The organism is Vicinamibacteria bacterium (assembly GCA_035570235.1).
Classification (GTDB): Bacteria; Acidobacteriota; Vicinamibacteria; order Fen-336; family Fen-336; genus DATMML01.
Genome location: DATMML010000036.1, coordinates 37,490 through 53,214 on the forward strand (window position 1 = coordinate 37,490; position 15,725 = coordinate 53,214).

The following is a 15,725-nucleotide window of genomic DNA, read 5'->3' on the forward strand; positions in this document are numbered from 1 at the left end:
CTGCAGAATCTTGAGGACGGCTTTCCGGAAGGGAGGTATCCTTCCAGGCCCCGAGGACGGGGAGGCGCTCCGCGTTGCCTGGGGTCGCGTTTGAGCGTCTTAGCCAGGCCTCGGTTGGGACTTCCACCACGCAGACCGAGGGCAGATAGAATGAGGGAGGCCGGCGATGAAGGAGAATCCTCGGAAGAAAGTCTCGCCGCCCCCGCCGACCGGGCCCCCGTCCGCGGACGAGGTCGCTCGCCGAGCGTACGAGATATACCTCGCACGCGGTGGCGAGCCTGGCCACGAGCGGGAGGATTGGCTCCGCGCGGAGAGGGAGCTCCGAGAGCAGGCTGCCTCCGCGAAGAAGACCGGGCGCGCGCGGGGGCAGAGTGGAGGTTGAGCGCATGAGGTGGGCATCATGACCGCCGCGCTCGGAGAGGGCCTACCCGGCCTGCGCGGGGCGGGCCAAGAGAAGGGCTGGGAGGCGGAGGGGCGGGCGGGCGCCCTCGATCGTTGGCTGCTCGCCCGGCTGGCCAAAGCGCTAGAGGGCGTGCCCATCCGCCTCGCGCTCTGGGATGGGACGGAACGCCTCGCGGCCCCCGAGGCGCCAGTCGCCCGCGTGCGCTTTCGCAACCGCCGGGCCCTCTTCGCGGTTCTGAGGGACCCGGAGTTCGCGTTCGGCGAAGCCTACGCCTCCGGGAACCTCGCGGTGGAAGGAGACCTCGTATCGGCCCTGGTCGGCATCGACCGGGTTGTGGACGCGCCGCGCCGGGGAGGGCGGCGTCGCCCGCGTCCGCGGAACCACGGCCTGGGTGCGGCGCGCGAGAACGTGCACCATCACTACAACCTCGGGAACGACTTCTACCGGCTCTGGCTGGACGAGGAGATGCTCTACACCTGCGCCTACTTCCCTCGACCCGACGACAGCCTGGAAGTGGCGCAACGGGCCAAAATGGACCACGTCTGTCGCAAGCTGGGCCTGAAGCCGGGGGACCGGGTGGTGGAGGCAGGATGCGGGTGGGGCGCCCTGGCTCTGCACATGGCCCGCGCCTACGGCGCCACCGTGACCGCCTTCAACATCTCCCGGGAGCAGATACAGCACGCCCGGCGGCGCGCCGCGGAGGATGGCCTGGCCGACCGCGTGGAGTTCCGCGAGGACGACTACCGGGCCATCCGCGGGCGATTCGACGCTTTCGTTTCTGTCGGCATGGTCGAGCACGTCGGCCTCGAGAACTACCGGACGCTCGGGGAGGTCATCGATCGCTCCCTGGAGCCGCAGAGGGGCCGGGGACTCCTACACTTCATCGGCCGCAATCGTCCCGCGCCCCTGAACGCCTGGATAGAGCGGCGCATTTTTCCCGGTGCCTACCCCCCCTCTCTGACCGAGGTGGTGGACGGCGTGCTCGCTCCCTTCGACTTCTCGGTCCTCGACGTCGAGAACCTGCGTCTGCACTACGCGCGGACGATCGAACACTGGCGTCATCGCCTGGACACAGCCGCGGAGACCGTAGCCGCTCACTTCGGCGTCCCTTTCTTGCGCGCTTGGCGGTTGTACCTCGCAGGCTCGGAGGCTGCGTTCCGGAGCGGCTCGATGCAGCTCTTCCAGATCGGCTTCGCCCGCGGGGTGACGAACGAGATCCCTTGGACCCGCGCCCACCTTTATACCGACCTCATCCCCTGAGCGACCCATGCGCGCCTACGACGCTGTGATCGTCGGCGGGGGACCTGCCGGCTCCACCTGTGCGTGGAAGCTCCGGGAGGCCGGCCTGGAGGTGGTCGTGCTCGAGCGCGCGACCCTGCCCAGGGACAAACCCTGCGGGGGCTGGATCACGCCCGCGGTCCTGGACGACCTGAGCCTGGACACGGAGGAATACCGGAAAGGGCGCGTGTTCCAGCCCATCACCGGGCTCCGAACGGGCCGGATCGGCCGTGCCCCTCTAGAGACTCGCTACGAGAGGCCGGTGAGCTTCGGCATCCGGCGGTGCGAGTTCGATCACTACCTGCTCCAACGCTCCGGGGCGACGGTGATGAGCGGATTCGCGGTGACCAGCCTGAGACACGCCTCGGGCGTGTGGGAGGTGAACGACGAGGTCCGCGCGCCCTTGCTGGTGGGGGCGGGGGGCCATTTCTGTCCCGTGGCGCGGATGTTGGGGAGCGGCCCCGAGGCCGAGCCCGTAGTCGTGGCTCAAGAGGTCGAGTTCCTCATGGATTCGGGGCAGCTGTCGCGCTGCCGGGTGCAGGCCGAGGTGCCCGAGCTTTACTTTTGCCCGGACGGCAAGGGCTACGGGTGGTGTTTCCGGAAAGGGGAATTTCTCAACGTTGGCTTTGGTCGGCTGGATCGCCGGCGCCTGGCCGCCCAAGTGAGCGGGTTCGTCCGCGACCTGACCGCCCAGGGCCGGGTGGCCGACCTCCCGGACCGGTGGCGGGGGCATGCGTACCTGCTGTATCCCACCGCTCCCCGCCCGCTCATCGATGATGGCGTCCTGCTCCTGGGCGATGCGGCCGGGCTTGCTCACACCCTAAGTGGCGAAGGTATCCGGCCCGCCGTCGAGTCCGGTTTGCTGGGGGCGCGGGCGGTGCTGGGGGCGGGGGGCCGCTATCGGCGCCAGGATCTGCAGCCCTATCGGTCGGCCATCGAAGCGCGCTTCGGCCGCCGCGGGCCGGTCCGTAGCTTGGCCGCGACCCTCCCTCCCGGACTTGTGGCCGTGATGTTGGACCGGCTGCTATCGACACGCTGGTTGACGCGGCATGTCCTGCTCGACCGTTGGTTCTTGCAGACCGGGCGGCCAGCCCTGGCGGCAAGCGCGGGGGCCTAAGCGGCCTCTGGCCTTACGCGCGCGGGTAGGCGACTCGCGACTCCTTCGACGCACCTCTCGCGGGCGTCCCGACCTTCCCTTCAAGCTCCCCCGAATCATTGCCACGATCGGGGCTGCCGTGAGCCCGGCGGTCTGCGCAGGATGGCACGGGGCCTCCCACCCGTAGTAGAGTGGGGAAGTGAAGGAGGCTTCCTTGGAACCCGCAACCGCGCGCTCCCTTGGCCGCAACGATCCCTGCCACTGCGGCTCGGGGCGCAAGTACAAGCAGTGCTGTCTGGGCAAGGACGAGGCCGCAGAGCGCCTGGCCCGGGCCAAGGCTGCGGAGGCAGCGCCCGCCCCGGAGGCGGGGACGGCCGCCCCCGCGCCGACCGCGCCCTCCAGACACACCACGACGCAACCCTGGAAGAGAGGGTCCGCCAACACTCGCGGCTTCCAACGGGTGAACGCTACTCGCAAGGTGGGCGGGGGCTAAGAACAACGTCGGCCGTCGGAGCGTCCCCGCCTCTCCAGGATCGAGCGTTGGTGGGCTGAGCTCATTTCCCCGTAGCGGGTCACGATCGGAATCCACAGAGCGGTCGACTCTGCCGCGGCTGCACCCTTGATCGTCAGCTCTCGCCGACCTGCCAGAACAGAAAGCGGTAAACGTCTGCCTGCTCCTCGATCTGCTTGGAGACGGGCTTGCCCGCACCGTGGCCCGCCTTGGTTTCAATGCGGATCAGGATGGGCCGCTGACCCCCGGCCGCGGACTGCAACCGGGCCGCGAACTTCTTCGCCAGGCCAGGAGCCACACGGTCGTCGGTGTCCGCGGTGGTCACGAGGGTAGCGGGGTACGCCACGCCATCCTTGACGTTATGGTACGGCGAGTAACGGTAGAGAAAGGCGAACTGACGGGGATCCTCTGAAGAGCCGTACTCCGGGATCCAGAAGCGCCCCACCGTGAAGAGGTGGTAGCGCAGCATGTCCGCCACCGGCACCTGGCAGACCACTGCCCCGAACAGCTCCGGCCGCTGCACCATGGCCGCCCCCACGAGGAGACCGCCATTGCTGCCGCCCTGGATGGCCAGATTCGTCGGCCGCGTGTAGCCGTTCGCAATCAACCACTCGGCGGCAGCGATGAAGTCGTCGAAGACGTTCTGCTTGCGCTCCTGCATTCCCGCCTGATGCCAGGCCTCGCCGTACTCCCCGCCCCCGCGCAGGTTGGCGACGGCGAGCACGGCCCCTCGCTCGAGCCAAACGAAGCGCGACGGGCTGTAGACGGGAGTCTGGCTAATGTTGAAGCCACCGTAGCCGTAGAGCAGGGTGGGTCGATGGCCGTCCTTGGCCAGGCCTTTCCGGTGAACCAGGAACATGGAGACCCGGGTCCCGTCCTTGGAGGGAAAGAAGACCTGGGTCGTCTCGTAGGCCCCGCCGTCCGCCTTCCCGTGCACGGGCTCGAACTCGGTCAACCGCTCTCGCGTGAAGTCGAAGCGATAGGGCGTCGCGGGTTGGGCGTAGGAGCTGAAGCCCAGGAAGAGCTCGCGGTCCTCGGGCTCGCCGCTGAGGCCGCTCACCGAGCCCAGATCCGGCAGCTCGATCGCTCGCTCGAGCTTCCCGTCGAGGGCATGCAAGAGCACGCGATGGCTCGCGTTGTGGAGGCGCACGACCACGAGCCGCCGGCTGACCAGGGCCACCTCGGAAAGGGAATCGGCGCCCTCCGGGAGGACCTCGCGGGCCTCCCTCTCCCCTTTGCCCAGGTCCACCGAGACCACGCGACCCAAGGGCGCCCCCTCGTTGGTCTGGAAGTACAGGCGGCCCTCCAGTTCCGCAGTGTAGACCCGCCGATGCTCGAACCCCGATAAGAGAAGGAAGGGCCTCGCTCCCGGCATCCGGCGGTCGAGGATGTGGATCTCGCTGTTGCCGCTCGAGCCCTTGTAGGAGGTCAGGATCAGGAAGCGTCCGTCCCGGGTGACATCCGCGCCCAGCCCGATGTCCTTGGCTTCCGTCCTCTCGAAAGCGAGGGCGTCCTTCTCCTGGGAGTCGCCCATCCGGTGGTAGTACACCCTGGCATAGTAGTTCTCGTCCCCCGACGGGACCGTTCCCGGAACGGGGTAGCGGGTGTAGTAGAAGCCGTCGTTGTTCGGTGTCCAGGCGAGGCTCGTGAACTTGGCCCAGAGGAGGTGATCGGGGCGGTCCCGCCCGGTTAGGACCTCGCGCACGAAGATCTCCTGTCGGTCGCTGCCGCTCCGGGATAGGGTGTAGGCCATGAGGCTGCCGTCCCGGGTGACGGAAGTCATGGTCAGGGCCACCGTTCCGTCCGGGCTGAGGGTATTGGGGTCGAGGAGAACGCGCTCGGGCCCCGCGATGCCCTCGCGCACGAAGAGAACCGACTGGTTTTGTAGCCCCGAGTTGCGGGTGTAGAAATATCGGCCGTTCAGCGCTTCGGGCAGGCCGACGCGCGGGTAGTCGTAGAGCTCTTGGAGCCGCTTCTTGATCGCCTCCCGGGGGGGGCCCTCAAGAAGGGAGCGGGTGAGGTCGTTCTCGGCCTCCACCCAGCGCGCGGTCTCCGGGTCGTCCGCTCTCTCCAGCCACCGGTAGGGATCTGCCACCTTGGTGCCGTGGTAGTCGTCCACCACATCGGCCTTCCGCGCTGCGGGGTACCTGAGCCCTCCCGCCCCTGCGAGCGCCAGGACCGAGACGACCAGGCCCATAAAGAGAGCGATTCCAGCGCGGCGAGAAGAACTTTGCATCAATGACGCCTCCTCGGACAGGGCGTGACCCCTCGATTCTACGCCGGGACACGCGTGCCGCTATGATGGCGCCGATGAGCAAGAAGGCCCTCGGTGCGGCCGTCGCGGGAGGGGCGGCGGCGATTGGGCTCGTGGCCTGGTGGATAGCGCACGCGGCCGCCCCCTACCCCGGAGTATCGGGCGGGGAGTTGCCCCCGGCGGAGCCCGCCCGCTTCGTGGGCGGCCCCGCCTGCGCAAAATGCCACCCCCAGGAGGAAGCTCGGTGGCGCGGGTCGCACCACGAGCTTGCTATGCAGGTGGCAGACGCGACAACCGTGCTCGGTGACTTTGGGGGCCGTCGATTCACGTACCACGGCGTGACCTCCACGTTCTACCGGAAGAACGACAGGTTTCTGGTCCGGACCGACGGACCCGACGGTGCGCTGCACGAGTACGAGATTGCCTACACTTTCGGGGTTTACCCCCTGCAGCAGTATTTGATCGCCTTCCCCGGCGGCCGCTACCAGGCCCTGACCATCTGCTGGGACACGAGGCCGCTCAAGGAGGGCGGACAGCGCTGGTTCCACCTCCACCCAGAAGAAGAGATCCTGCCCAGCGATATTCTTCATTGGACGGGCCCCTACCAGAACTGGAACTTCATGTGCGCCGAGTGTCACTCGACCAACGTGAGGAAGGGCTACCAGCTGGCAACGGACACGTACCAGACGACGTGGTCCGAGATCAACGTGTCGTGCGAAGCCTGCCATGGACCCGGCTCCGCTCACCTCGACTGGGCTGAGGCGGTCAGGGCCGGCCGAAGGAAGAAGGACGACCCCCGCAATGGCCTGGTCGTGAGGCTGAAGGAACCGGTTCCCGCCACCTGGGAGTTCGACCTCTCGCGCGGTATCGCGAAGCGCAGCCGGCCGCGGGTGTCGCACACCGAGGTCGAGACATGCGCCCGCTGCCACTCCCGCCGCTCGGTGGTGAGCGCGGAGTACGTATTTGGCCAGCCCCTTCTCGACACACACCGCCCGGCCCTTCTCGAGGACGCCCTGTACCACGCGGACGGCCAGATCAAGGACGAGGTCTACGAGTACGGATCCTTCCTGCAGAGCAAGATGTTTCGCGCGGGTGTCACTTGCAGTGACTGCCACGACCCGCATAGCCTTAAGATACCCGTCTCCCCCGACGCGGTCTGCGCCCGCTGCCACCGGGAGGAGACATTCAACACCCCCTCGCATCACTTTCATCGACCGGGCTCAGGGGGGGCCAGCTGCGTCGCGTGCCACATGGCTCCCCGGAGGTACATGGTCGTCGACCCCCGACGTGACCACAGCTTTCGCGTCCCCCGGCCCGACCTCTCGCTGCGCATCGGGACTCCCAACGCGTGCAACCAGTGCCACCAGGACCGCTCGTCCGCCTGGGCGGCGCAGGTCGCGGCTCGATGGTGGCGGCGCGGGTCACCCAGCCCGCCCCACTACGGCGAAGCCCTCCACGCGGGACGGGCGGGTCTGCCGGGGGCGGAGCGGCTCCTGGCTGGTCTTGCCGGGGACGCGGGGCAACCGGGGATCGCCCGCGCCACCGCCGTCGCCCTCCTGGAGGGATACCCGGGGGCGGCCACCGAGGGGGCCGATGAGCAGGCCCTCCGCGACCCCGATCCCCTGGTGCGCATGGCTGCGCTGGGGCCGGCGGACGGCCTTCCGCCCGACGTCCGTTTGCGCACCGTGGCTCCCCTCCTCAATGACCCCCTCCGGACCGTGCGCATCGACGCTGCTCGGCAGCTCGTTTTGGTGCCGCGCGAGGGCTTGAGCCCCCAACAGGGCAAGGCGCTTGAGGCGGCGCTCGCCGAGTACCGCGCCGCCCAGCTTGCCACCGCCGACCGGGCGGAGGCCCACCTCAACCTGGGCACCTTGGACCTCGAGATGGGGGAGCTCGCGCAGGCGGAACAGGAGTACCTGACCGCGCTGCGCCTCAATCCGCGGTTCCCGCCGATCTACGCCAACCTCGCCGACCTCTACCGACGCCAGGGTCGAGACCTGGAGGGGGAGCGATCGCTCCGCAGAGGACTGGCGGCGGCGCCCACCGACCCCGGCCTCCACCAGGCGCTCGGGCTCTGGTTCGTCAGGCAGAAGCGCCTCCCCGAGGCCCTCGTGTTCCTGGCGCGCGCGGCGGAGCTGGGTCCCGATCAACCTCACTTCGGCTACGTCTATGCCGTGGCCCTCCAGTCCGCCGGTCAGGTTGATCGCGCCCTGGAAGTACTGCGGAAGATACACCGAGTTCACCCCCGCGACTCCGAGGTCTTGCTGGCTCTCGTCACCATGAGCCGCGATCGGGGCTCGATCTCGGAAGCGATCGGCTACGCGAAGGAGCTCGCGGGGCTGTCCCCTCAGGACCCCCGGCTTCGCCGGCTTCTCGCGCAGCTGGAATCCGAGCGCCGCTAACGTGGCGGGGAGCACGCCGGCATCGAAGTTGCCCCCGGCGCCGCCAATCGGTCATGATTGGCGCCCGTGACCCTCACCCGATCCTACAGGGTCTGCGTCGGCGTCCTGCTGTGTCTGCTCATCCTCGCGGTTAACGTACTCTCGGTCTCGTCAAGACTGGGCTTTCTCCATAAGCCTAAGCAGGTCAAGGAGCTAGACCACCTCCGCTATATCGAGATGGCGCGCGGTCCAGAGGGGCGACCCCAGCTGGCCCATGAGTCGACGTATTGCTGGCGGATCCTCGTTCCCGAGCTGGCCCGGCTCCTAAACCGCGCCGGGCTCGACCTCAACCTCGCGTTTTTCCTGATCACCAATGCGTCGCTCTTCGGCTTCCTCCTCGCGCTCTGGGCCTACTTGGGCGCGCTGGGGTTCTCTCTCCCTTACCGGCTGGCGGGCCTGAGCCTGGTGGGCCTCACCCAAGGCGCTGTCCGGTGGTACGAGTACCAGTACTGGATGACCGATGCCGCCTGCCTCTTCCTGATGGCCCTCGCCTTCCTTTGGATCCGGCAGGGACGCTCCCGTGCCCTCTACGTGCCAAGCGTGATCGCCGCCTTCGTGCGCGAGAATTATGTCGCGGTCTATCCGTACTATTTCCTCCACCTACTCAAGCGCGGGGCATCGCCCACGCGGGCGGGGGCGCGGGTGTTGGCGCTGGGCGCGCTGCCTCTCGCCATCTTCGTGGGCCTGCGGATCCTCATCGTGCCCAACCAGCCCGACAATTTCCTGGCTGACATCGCGGAGACGACGGCCTTCCGGCTCCGGCACCTGAGCGACAACCAGCCTTACCTGCTCACGGTGGGCTCCCTGGGGGTGCTCTTTCCTATGCTGTTCCTCTTCCCGGGCCGGCTCCTCCAGGTGGCCCGTCGGCACTACGACCAGGTCGCGGTAGTGGCCTTCTTCTATGCCTTGCTCCTCCTCGCCAACAACACCGAGCGGGAGCTTGCCTACACGCTGCCCGTGGTCCTCCCCGCCGCGCTGCGCAACCTGGGTGACCTCGTGGCGGAGGCGCGCCTCCCGACCGTGCCCCTCCTCGCCGGGGCGGTGGTCCTGCAGGGGCTGTTCTTCTCCCAGCAGCGGTTCGCTGAGATCGGGATGAGCATGTACCAGCCCACCAATCTCGTGGTGGTGGCGGCGATGGCTCTCTTCTGGCTCGGCGCCCAAGCGGCTCTCTACCGGCGCCGGCCGCGGGGCGTGCCTCTAAGCTCGGCGCTCCCGGAACCACCACCGGATCGTCCGGGCACGAAATGAAGGGCGCCCTGAACGCGCGGTCCTTCCCTGATCGATCAGCCAGGGGCGGGGGCGTCGCCCACCCGCGACCGCCGCTCTCGTGTTCATGATCACAGCGCCATTGCCCGGCAGGATTTAGGGTTAGGGTAGAGGGTGGGACCGGGAGCTCCGGAGCGAAGGAGGTCAGAGTCATGAAGGTTTATCGGGCACTGTTAGGAACACTGGCCGCGACGGCCCTGGCCTTCGCGCCCGCCTGCCGGAACACGGCCCAAGGCGTCAAGGAGGACTCGCGGCAGAATGCGGAGAAGGCCCAGCAGGAGGCCAAGGAGATCGCCCGCAAGATTAGCGCGGATGCCAAGGAGACGGGGGCCAAGATCAGCGAGGCCGCAAAAGAGGTCGGGGGGAAGGTTGCCGAGGGCGCCAAGGATGTGGGGGAGAAGGTCAAGTCGGGTGCCAAGGAGGTGGCCTCCGAGGCGGCGTCGGTGAAGCAAACCGTGGACGTGAAGGCCCACCTCGTGGCGGCCAGGAACATCGACACTTCCCACATCGAGGTGGACACGGACGCCGGGGCCAGGACCGTGACCCTCCGCGGCACGGTGCCGACCGGGGGCCAGAGAGCAGCAGCGGAGAAAGTCGCCCGGGAAAACGCCGAAGGCTACCGGGTCCGCAACCTTCTCACGATTGCGACGAGGTAGCGGGACCGGCCGACCGCGGCGGGCGTAGGAGGCAACGCTTAGCGGAGGGCGTACGACCGTCGCACCTCGTAGCGGCGCGGGGTGGGGATGGCCCGGGCCCGCTGGTCTTGGTGGAGCCGAGCGTCGAGGCCCTCCAAGGCAGTGGCGGTTTCAGCGAACTTGGAGTCTTTGTCCGCGGTTACCAGGAGGCGCCGCCGGACGAATTGCACCGGGGGGCGACCGCGGACCGCCGACCGGACCCCCATCGCCTGCTTCAGCATCGGGGTCTCTCTAGTGGCCAGGTTCACGCCCAGGGCCATTTCCGTCTCCGAGAAGCGTCCCAGAGAAACCCCGTCGATCAGGAGCTCGTAGCTCCCCTTGGAGAGCCCGGTAATCTTCAGGACCTGTTGGTCGAGCGCCTCCAGACCGGCCCCCGCCGTCTCCGCCAGATCGACGTCGGCGTCTCCGAACCGGACGGGCAGGGGCAGCGCCCTGTCCGTCTGAGTCCACGTGAGCTCCTTGGCCAGGAGCCCCGTCACTTCCGTGTTCTCCGCCCGGACGAGGTGTGCCGTGGCCGCGGTGGCGTCGATCTCCACGAGGGTGACCAAGGGGGGTGCGTTCCAAGCTCGGAGCAGGGCGCCGGCCATGACCAGGTGGCCCGTCGGACCCGGGTGCATGCGGTCGGGGATGATCATTCGGGCCAGGGTGGGGGACACCTTGTTCACCTTCTCGAGACCGGTCTGCAGGGGCGCGCCGAGGTCCACGAAGGTGACCCCCCGCTCCTTCGCAACTTCCTCTATCAACTTCCCGTAACGCCGCAAGACCGCGCCGTAGCCGTCCGCGAAGGCGGGCGGACGCGTGACATCGTCGAAGGGCGACGGCCCCAGGGGAGTCAGCCGGGCTCCGGGAAGGGCCTCCGCCAGCCGACCCAGAATCTTCCGGTAGCCCTGCCCGTAGACGTCAAGGAGGCCCTGGTCGAATGGGCGGTAGCCCGCGTCGTTCATCCCCAGCATGATCGTGACCACGTTGGCGTGAGCGGCGATCACGTCCCGGTCCAGGCGGAGGTCTATGGAGCCCGCATCGCCACCGCCAACCCTGTCCCCGCTGACCCCCGCGTAAAAGAAGTCAACGTTCCAGGCCGGGAAGCGGGTGGCCACGTACTCCTCCACCGCGCGGGCGTACTGGCCGTCTTCGGTGATGTCGTCGCCGTAGAAGACAACGTGGTCGCCGTCCTTTAGGGCAAAGCCTTGCCCGTGGGCGAGGGAAGGGGCCAGGAGCAGGCTCAGCAACGCCACGCGGGTCGCGGTCATGAGTCCTCTCTTTCCAGGGCAGCTCTACGGCGACTGCGGGCGATTCTATCCCGGGTTTGACGCGGTGCGGAGCCGGCGCCGGTCCTGGACACCCGTACCCTTGCCGAGTCTCGGAGGGGGCCAGGGCCGGGAGAAGCCGCGAGCCGCGCCCCTCGGGGCGGGTTAGCTCTTGATGCTCTTGGTCCCCGAGTCCAGGTAGACCGCACCCTTACGGAAATAGGACTCATTCGCCATGTGGCAGGCGAGGGCGGCGTGATGACCGAAGACCGCGTCTTGGACCACGCCCTGGCGCGTTTTGACGGCCTGGAAGAACCTCCAGAGATGGGGCCGCACGTCGTTGTAGGAGGGCCCTTGGTAACTGACGCCTTCCAGCGCCTGCTCGCTGCCCGGCTGGGGATCGTGGTCTTGGTGCCACTTCTCGAAGTACTCCTCCCGCATGGCCCGGGGGAAGGCGGAAGCATAGTAGCTGGGCCCGGTGGCTTCGCCCGACTGCGGAAAGTAGGTGACGCCGCGCTCGGTAAGCTCGAGGATGCCCTTGGAGCCCAGGAAGCGCACGACCTCGGGCGTCTCCGTGCCCAAGGTCAAGCGGATGTACACCGGCACGTTTCCGTATTCGAAGAGGGAGGCGTGAACGTCGGGCATGTTCCGCCCGTCCTTCCATCGCAGGATGCCGCCCAGAGCGAGGGCGCGTTTCGGTGGCTCGTTGATCCCCCATGCGTAGAGCATTCCGCTGATCACGTGCACCATCAGGTCGCCGGCGACGCCGGTGCCGTACTCCTTCCAGCAGCGCCAGCGTGCGAAGAGGTTGGGATCGAAGGGTCGTCGGGGTGCGGCACCTTGCCAGGTGTCCCAATCCAGGTTGGAGGGAGACAGATCGGGGGGGGGCGGATACTCCCAGGCTCCGCCGGGGTCATTGCGACCCAGCGAGCCTTCCACCATGCACAGGTCTCCCAGGACCCCCTTGGCGACCAGCTCCCGGGCTTTGGCGCAGACCACGGAGCTCGTGCGTTGAGAGCCGACCTGGACGATCCGCCCGCTGCGCTGACCCGCGGCTACCATCTCGAAGCCGTCGGCGGCCGAGTGGGACATCGGTTTCTCGCAGTAGATGTCCTTGCCCGCGCTCAGGGCGTCGATGACGATCTGCTTATGCCAGTGGTCGGGAACGGCGGAGACGATGCAGTCGATCTCCTTGTCCGCGAGCAGCTCCTGGTATCGGCGCGTGGTGGGCAGCCCGGGGCCCGCGATCTCCTTGGCTAGGGTATGGCGGCCATCATAGAGATCGCAGGCTCGCGCGCAAGCCACCCCCGGCAACGTGAGTGCCTTCGCCAGCAACCCGGATCCCTGCATGCCGACGCCTATCATCCCGAAGCGGAGGCGGTCGCTCGCGGGCACGGGTGTGGGGGCCCCCGGAGCGGGCTCCGGCTCGAGAAGGATCCGTCGGGAGGCCAGCACGACGCCCGCCACCCCCGTGCTTGTTTGCAGGAACTCACGGCGAGAAGAGCCAGTCTTCATGGGCGCGCTCCTGGTTTGTCCCGCCGGCCACGCGCGGCGCGGGGACTCTTACTTCAGTGATCTGATCGCGACTTCCTTGAAGAAGACGACGTCGTTGTCGCTATGATTCTGCAGTCCGATATAGCCCTCGGGAGGGCGTGGCCCGCGATGTGGCTCGAAGTCGAACTTGCGCGGCGGCACCGCTTGGCCCTCGGTGTAGTCGGTTACCGTCACCCCGTTCAGGACCACCAAGGTGTGGGGTCCCTCCAGCGTGATTTCCATCGTATTCCACTCCGGCCCGGGCTTGCCGGGCCGGGCCAAGGGCTTGGTCAGGGAGTAGAGGGCTCCCGTGACGTGGTAATCATCTTCGTTTGAGTTCTCGGGCTCGTTGTCAATCTGGACTTCGTAGCCATAGTGCACGGGCATCCACGCCTCTCGGGGCTCGAGGGGGATGCGGACGAAGACCCCGGAGTTGTCATTGTGGTCGCGCATGCGGTAAACGACGCGGATGACGCAATTGCCCAGCTTGCCGCCTGTCCAGTAGAGGAGGCCCATGCCGCCGTGGGTCCGGAGGAGGCCTTCCTCTACCGTCATCCCGCCGGGGCCGACATGCTTCCAGCCGGTCAGGTCCTTGCCGTTGAAGAGTTGTCTCCAGGGATCGGGCTGAGCGGGCAGCGAAAGGGCGGGGAGGGCAGCCAGGAGAAGAAGAAGTAGATTCCGCATGGCTTTACCTCGGACCGAAGGAATTCACCCGAGACAAAGATCTCTCCACGAGAGGGGTGCCGGAAAGACCCGGCACGATAACACAACTCCCAATCGCCTGCATGCGCGGGGGACGGGACAGGAGGCGGGAGCAGGAGGGCGGGCAGGCCGGTTGACGGTCCTGGCGGGCCATCGTAGCCTGACCGCGTGAACGCCCCCTTGTCCAATGCGGTCCCCGCGAGGGAACGCCGTCCCGCCCGCGGCCGTTCCCGGCGGGCCCTTCTCCCGGCCGTCTGGGAAGGCTGGGACGACGAGAGGCTGCTGGGCCTGCGCATGTGCGACCTCGACCTGCAGGTTGAGGGGAGCGGCCTCGAGGAGCGCATGGCGGAGCTGTACCGGGACTTGGCCGAGCATGGGCTCCGCTTCCGACCCCACGCCTGGCTCTCCGATGAGTGGTTCACCCCCGACGGGGTCCCCGGCATCGCCATCCCCTTCTACCTGGCCCACCCCCGCCTGGCCCGCCTGGAGCAGAACCAGATGCTGGAGGTGGAGGGGGGCACCCCCGAGTGGTGCCTGCGCATCCTCCGCCATGAGACTGGCCATGCCCTCGAGAACGCCTACCGCTTGCGCCTGCGCCGCCGCCGGCAGGAGCTCTTCGGCAAGACCTCGCAGCCATACCCTGACCATTACGCGCCCCGACCCTACAGCAAGAGCCACGTGATCCATCTCGAGTCCTGGTACGCGCAAAGCCACCCCGACGAGGACCTTGCCGAGACCTTCGCGGTGTGGCTCACACCGGGCTCCGACTGGCGCGCGCGCTACGCGGGCTGGCCGGCCATGCGCAAGCTGGAATACGTGGACGAGCTGATGCGGGAGATCGGACCCAAGCTGCCCCTCCTCCGCTCCCGGCAGCGCCCCGAGCTGCTATCCACCTTGGGCAAGACCCTGCACGAGCACTACCAGCAGAAGCGCCAGCACTACGGCGTCGACCACCCAGACTTCTACGAGCGCGACCTGCGCCGCCTCTTCTCCGGCGCTCCTGAACACGCGGGCAAGCCCACCGCCGCCTCATTCCTGGCCCGCCATCGCCGGGACTTGCGGCGGCGGGTGCGACGCTGGACGGGGGAGTACTCCTACACGATCGACCAGGTCCTGGGGGACATGATCGCCCGCTGCCGGGAGTTGAAGCTCCATCTCTCGGGACCGGAGGACGAAGCCAAGGTCGACTTCGCGGTGCTCCTCACCGTGCAAACCATGAAATACCTACATAGCGGTCGCCACCGGGTGCCCTTGTGAAGAAGCGGTCGGGGCCCAGGAGGAAGCTGCGCGTCCTGGCCCTCATGCAGGAAAGCCTGGTCCCCCCGGACGACGTCAAGGGCGTGGACTTGACGGGGGCGGAGTGGAAGATGGAGTACGACGTGGTCTCCACCCTGCGCGGGCTCGGCCACGAAGTGCAGCCCCTGGGCGTGGGCGGAAACCTGTCCGATATCCGCAACGCCGTCGCCGACTTCAAGCCCCATATCACTTTCAACCTGCTCGAAGGCTTCGACGATGTAGCCACCTGGGACCAGAATGTGGTGGCCTATCTCGAGCTGTTGAAGGTGCCTTACACCGGCTGCAATTCACGGGGGTTGCTCTTGGGTCGGGACAAGGCCATCGCCAAGAAGCTTCTCTCCTATCACCGCATACCGGTGGCCGATTTCGTGGTGGCCCCGCGAGGGCGACGCTTCCGACGACCCAAACGCCTCGCTTTTCCACTCTTTGTGAAGTCCCTGACCCTGGATGCGTCCATCGGCATCTCCCAGGCTTCGGTGGTGGAGGACGACGCGAAGCTGGAGGAGCGCGTTAGTTTCGTCCACGAGAGCATCGGCACGGACGCCCTGGTGGAGCGCTACATCGAGGGACGGGAGCTCTACGTGGGCGTTCTGGGCAACGAGAGGCTACAGGTGCTACCCATCTGGGAGCTCTATTTCAAGAACCTTCCGGAAGAGGTGCGCAAGATCGCCACCGAACGGCTGAAGTGGAGCCTCAGCTACCAGAAAAAGCACGGGATCGACAGCGGCGAGGCCAAGGACCTGCCCTCCGGGCTAGAGGACCGGATCCGCGACGTCTGCAAGCGCGTCTACCGCAACCTCATGCTCAGCGGCTGCGCCCGCATCGACCTCCGCATGACCGAAGCGGGTCAGGCCTACGTGGTCGAGGCCAACCCCAACCCGCAGCTGGCCCACGACGAGGACTTTGCCCAGTCGGCCCGTAAAGCGGGCATCGATTACCCCGAGTTGATCCAGCGCATCCTGAACCTGGGTCTGCGCTGGGAGCCCACGCGCCTGGGATAGCG

At 67.6% G+C, this 15,725-nt stretch carries 13 protein-coding genes; 9 read left to right on the forward strand and 4 right to left on the reverse strand.

What is annotated here, in order from left to right; all coding sequences use genetic code 11:
- The first annotated feature begins 166 nt into the window (after positions 1 to 166).
- From VN461_05445 to VN461_05460, 4 genes are all read left to right on the forward strand, one after another.
- Positions 167 to 382 carry a DUF2934 domain-containing protein gene (locus VN461_05445; protein ID HXB54206.1) on the forward strand — a complete coding sequence of 72 codons (216 nt, stop codon included), beginning with the start codon at positions 167 to 169 and terminating at the stop codon, positions 380 to 382.
- A gap of 18 nt (positions 383 to 400) precedes the next feature.
- The gene (locus VN461_05450) at positions 401 to 1,663 is read left to right on the forward strand and encodes a cyclopropane-fatty-acyl-phospholipid synthase family protein (protein HXB54207.1); all 1,263 of its coding nucleotides are present in this window, start codon (positions 401 to 403) and stop codon (positions 1,661 to 1,663) included.
- Positions 1,664 to 1,670: 7 nt separating this feature from the next.
- Entirely contained in the window at positions 1,671 to 2,798 is a 1,128-nt protein-coding gene (locus VN461_05455) for an NAD(P)/FAD-dependent oxidoreductase (GenBank protein HXB54208.1), read from the forward strand.
- A gap of 193 nt (positions 2,799 to 2,991) precedes the next feature.
- Positions 2,992 to 3,270 carry an SEC-C metal-binding domain-containing protein gene (locus VN461_05460; protein HXB54209.1) on the forward strand — a complete coding sequence of 93 codons (279 nt, stop codon included), beginning with the start codon at positions 2,992 to 2,994 and terminating at the stop codon, positions 3,268 to 3,270.
- A gap of 133 nt (positions 3,271 to 3,403) precedes the next feature.
- Here the strand turns inward: VN461_05460 and VN461_05465 are convergent, their stop codons facing one another.
- On the reverse strand, positions 3,404 to 5,485 hold the full coding sequence (locus VN461_05465; GenBank protein ID HXB54210.1) for a prolyl oligopeptidase family serine peptidase: 2,082 nt from the start codon (positions 5,483 to 5,485) through the stop codon (positions 3,404 to 3,406).
- A 113-nt stretch (positions 5,486 to 5,598) separates the two neighbouring features.
- Between VN461_05465 and VN461_05470 the strand changes: the two genes are divergently transcribed.
- The 3 genes from VN461_05470 to VN461_05480 all read left to right on the forward strand — a co-directional run bounded on the left by VN461_05470 (position 5,599) and on the right by VN461_05480 (position 9,905).
- On the forward strand, positions 5,599 to 7,944 hold the full coding sequence (locus tag VN461_05470; GenBank protein HXB54211.1) for a tetratricopeptide repeat protein: 2,346 nt from the start codon (positions 5,599 to 5,601) through the stop codon (positions 7,942 to 7,944).
- Between the two features lie 66 nt (positions 7,945 to 8,010).
- Positions 8,011 to 9,231, forward strand: a complete 1,221-nt coding sequence (locus VN461_05475; protein HXB54212.1) for a hypothetical protein — start codon at positions 8,011 to 8,013, stop codon at positions 9,229 to 9,231.
- Between the two features lie 170 nt (positions 9,232 to 9,401).
- Complete coding sequence (locus VN461_05480) at positions 9,402 to 9,905, forward strand: BON domain-containing protein (GenBank protein HXB54213.1); 504 nt, start codon at positions 9,402 to 9,404, stop codon at positions 9,903 to 9,905.
- A 38-nt stretch (positions 9,906 to 9,943) separates the two neighbouring features.
- Here the strand turns inward: VN461_05480 and VN461_05485 are convergent, their stop codons facing one another.
- The 3 genes from VN461_05485 to VN461_05495 form a co-directional block, all read right to left on the reverse strand.
- On the reverse strand, positions 9,944 to 11,194 hold the full coding sequence (locus VN461_05485) for an SGNH/GDSL hydrolase family protein (protein HXB54214.1): 1,251 nt from the start codon (positions 11,192 to 11,194) through the stop codon (positions 9,944 to 9,946).
- 162 nt (positions 11,195 to 11,356) lie between these two features.
- Positions 11,357 to 12,706: a Gfo/Idh/MocA family oxidoreductase gene (locus tag VN461_05490; GenBank protein ID HXB54215.1), complete on the reverse strand. Its 1,350-nt coding sequence runs from the start codon at positions 12,704 to 12,706 to the stop codon at positions 11,357 to 11,359.
- Between the two features lie 48 nt (positions 12,707 to 12,754).
- Positions 12,755 to 13,408: a DUF1080 domain-containing protein gene (locus tag VN461_05495; protein ID HXB54216.1), complete on the reverse strand. Its 654-nt coding sequence runs from the start codon at positions 13,406 to 13,408 to the stop codon at positions 12,755 to 12,757.
- 186 nt (positions 13,409 to 13,594) lie between these two features.
- Here VN461_05495 and VN461_05500 point away from each other — a divergent pair, with 186 nt between their 5' ends.
- Positions 13,595 to 14,683 (forward strand): putative zinc-binding metallopeptidase, encoded by a 1,089-nt coding sequence (locus VN461_05500; GenBank protein ID HXB54217.1) that lies wholly within the window; start codon positions 13,595 to 13,597, stop codon positions 14,681 to 14,683.
- A gap of 44 nt (positions 14,684 to 14,727) precedes the next feature.
- Positions 14,728 to 15,723, forward strand: a complete 996-nt coding sequence (locus tag VN461_05505; GenBank protein ID HXB54218.1) for an ATP-grasp domain-containing protein — start codon at positions 14,728 to 14,730, stop codon at positions 15,721 to 15,723.
- The last annotated feature ends 2 nt before the right edge of the window (positions 15,724 to 15,725 follow it).

Excerpts from the sequence above, each read along its gene's own strand:
- VN461_05445 (HXB54206.1), top strand. The coding sequence starts at position 167 with ATGAAGGAGAATCCTCGGAAGAAAGTCTCGCCGCCCCCGCCGACCGGG.
- VN461_05450 (HXB54207.1), top strand. The coding sequence starts at position 401 with ATGACCGCCGCGCTCGGAGAGGGCCTACCCGGCCTGCGCGGGGCGGGC.
- VN461_05455 (HXB54208.1), top strand. The coding sequence starts at position 1,671 with ATGCGCGCCTACGACGCTGTGATCGTCGGCGGGGGACCTGCCGGCTCC.
- VN461_05465 (HXB54210.1), bottom strand. The coding sequence starts at position 5,485 with ATGGGCCTGGTCGTCTCGGTCCTGGCGCTCGCAGGGGCGGGAGGGCTC.
- VN461_05470 (HXB54211.1), top strand. The coding sequence starts at position 5,599 with ATGAGCAAGAAGGCCCTCGGTGCGGCCGTCGCGGGAGGGGCGGCGGCG.
- VN461_05480 (HXB54213.1), top strand. The coding sequence starts at position 9,402 with ATGAAGGTTTATCGGGCACTGTTAGGAACACTGGCCGCGACGGCCCTG.
- VN461_05485 (HXB54214.1), bottom strand. The coding sequence starts at position 11,194 with ATGACCGCGACCCGCGTGGCGTTGCTGAGCCTGCTCCTGGCCCCTTCC.
- VN461_05490 (HXB54215.1), bottom strand. The coding sequence starts at position 12,706 with ATGAAGACTGGCTCTTCTCGCCGTGAGTTCCTGCAAACAAGCACGGGG.
- VN461_05495 (HXB54216.1), bottom strand. The coding sequence starts at position 13,408 with ATGCGGAATCTACTTCTTCTTCTCCTGGCTGCCCTCCCCGCCCTTTCG.
- VN461_05505 (HXB54218.1), top strand. The coding sequence starts at position 14,728 with ATGCAGGAAAGCCTGGTCCCCCCGGACGACGTCAAGGGCGTGGACTTG.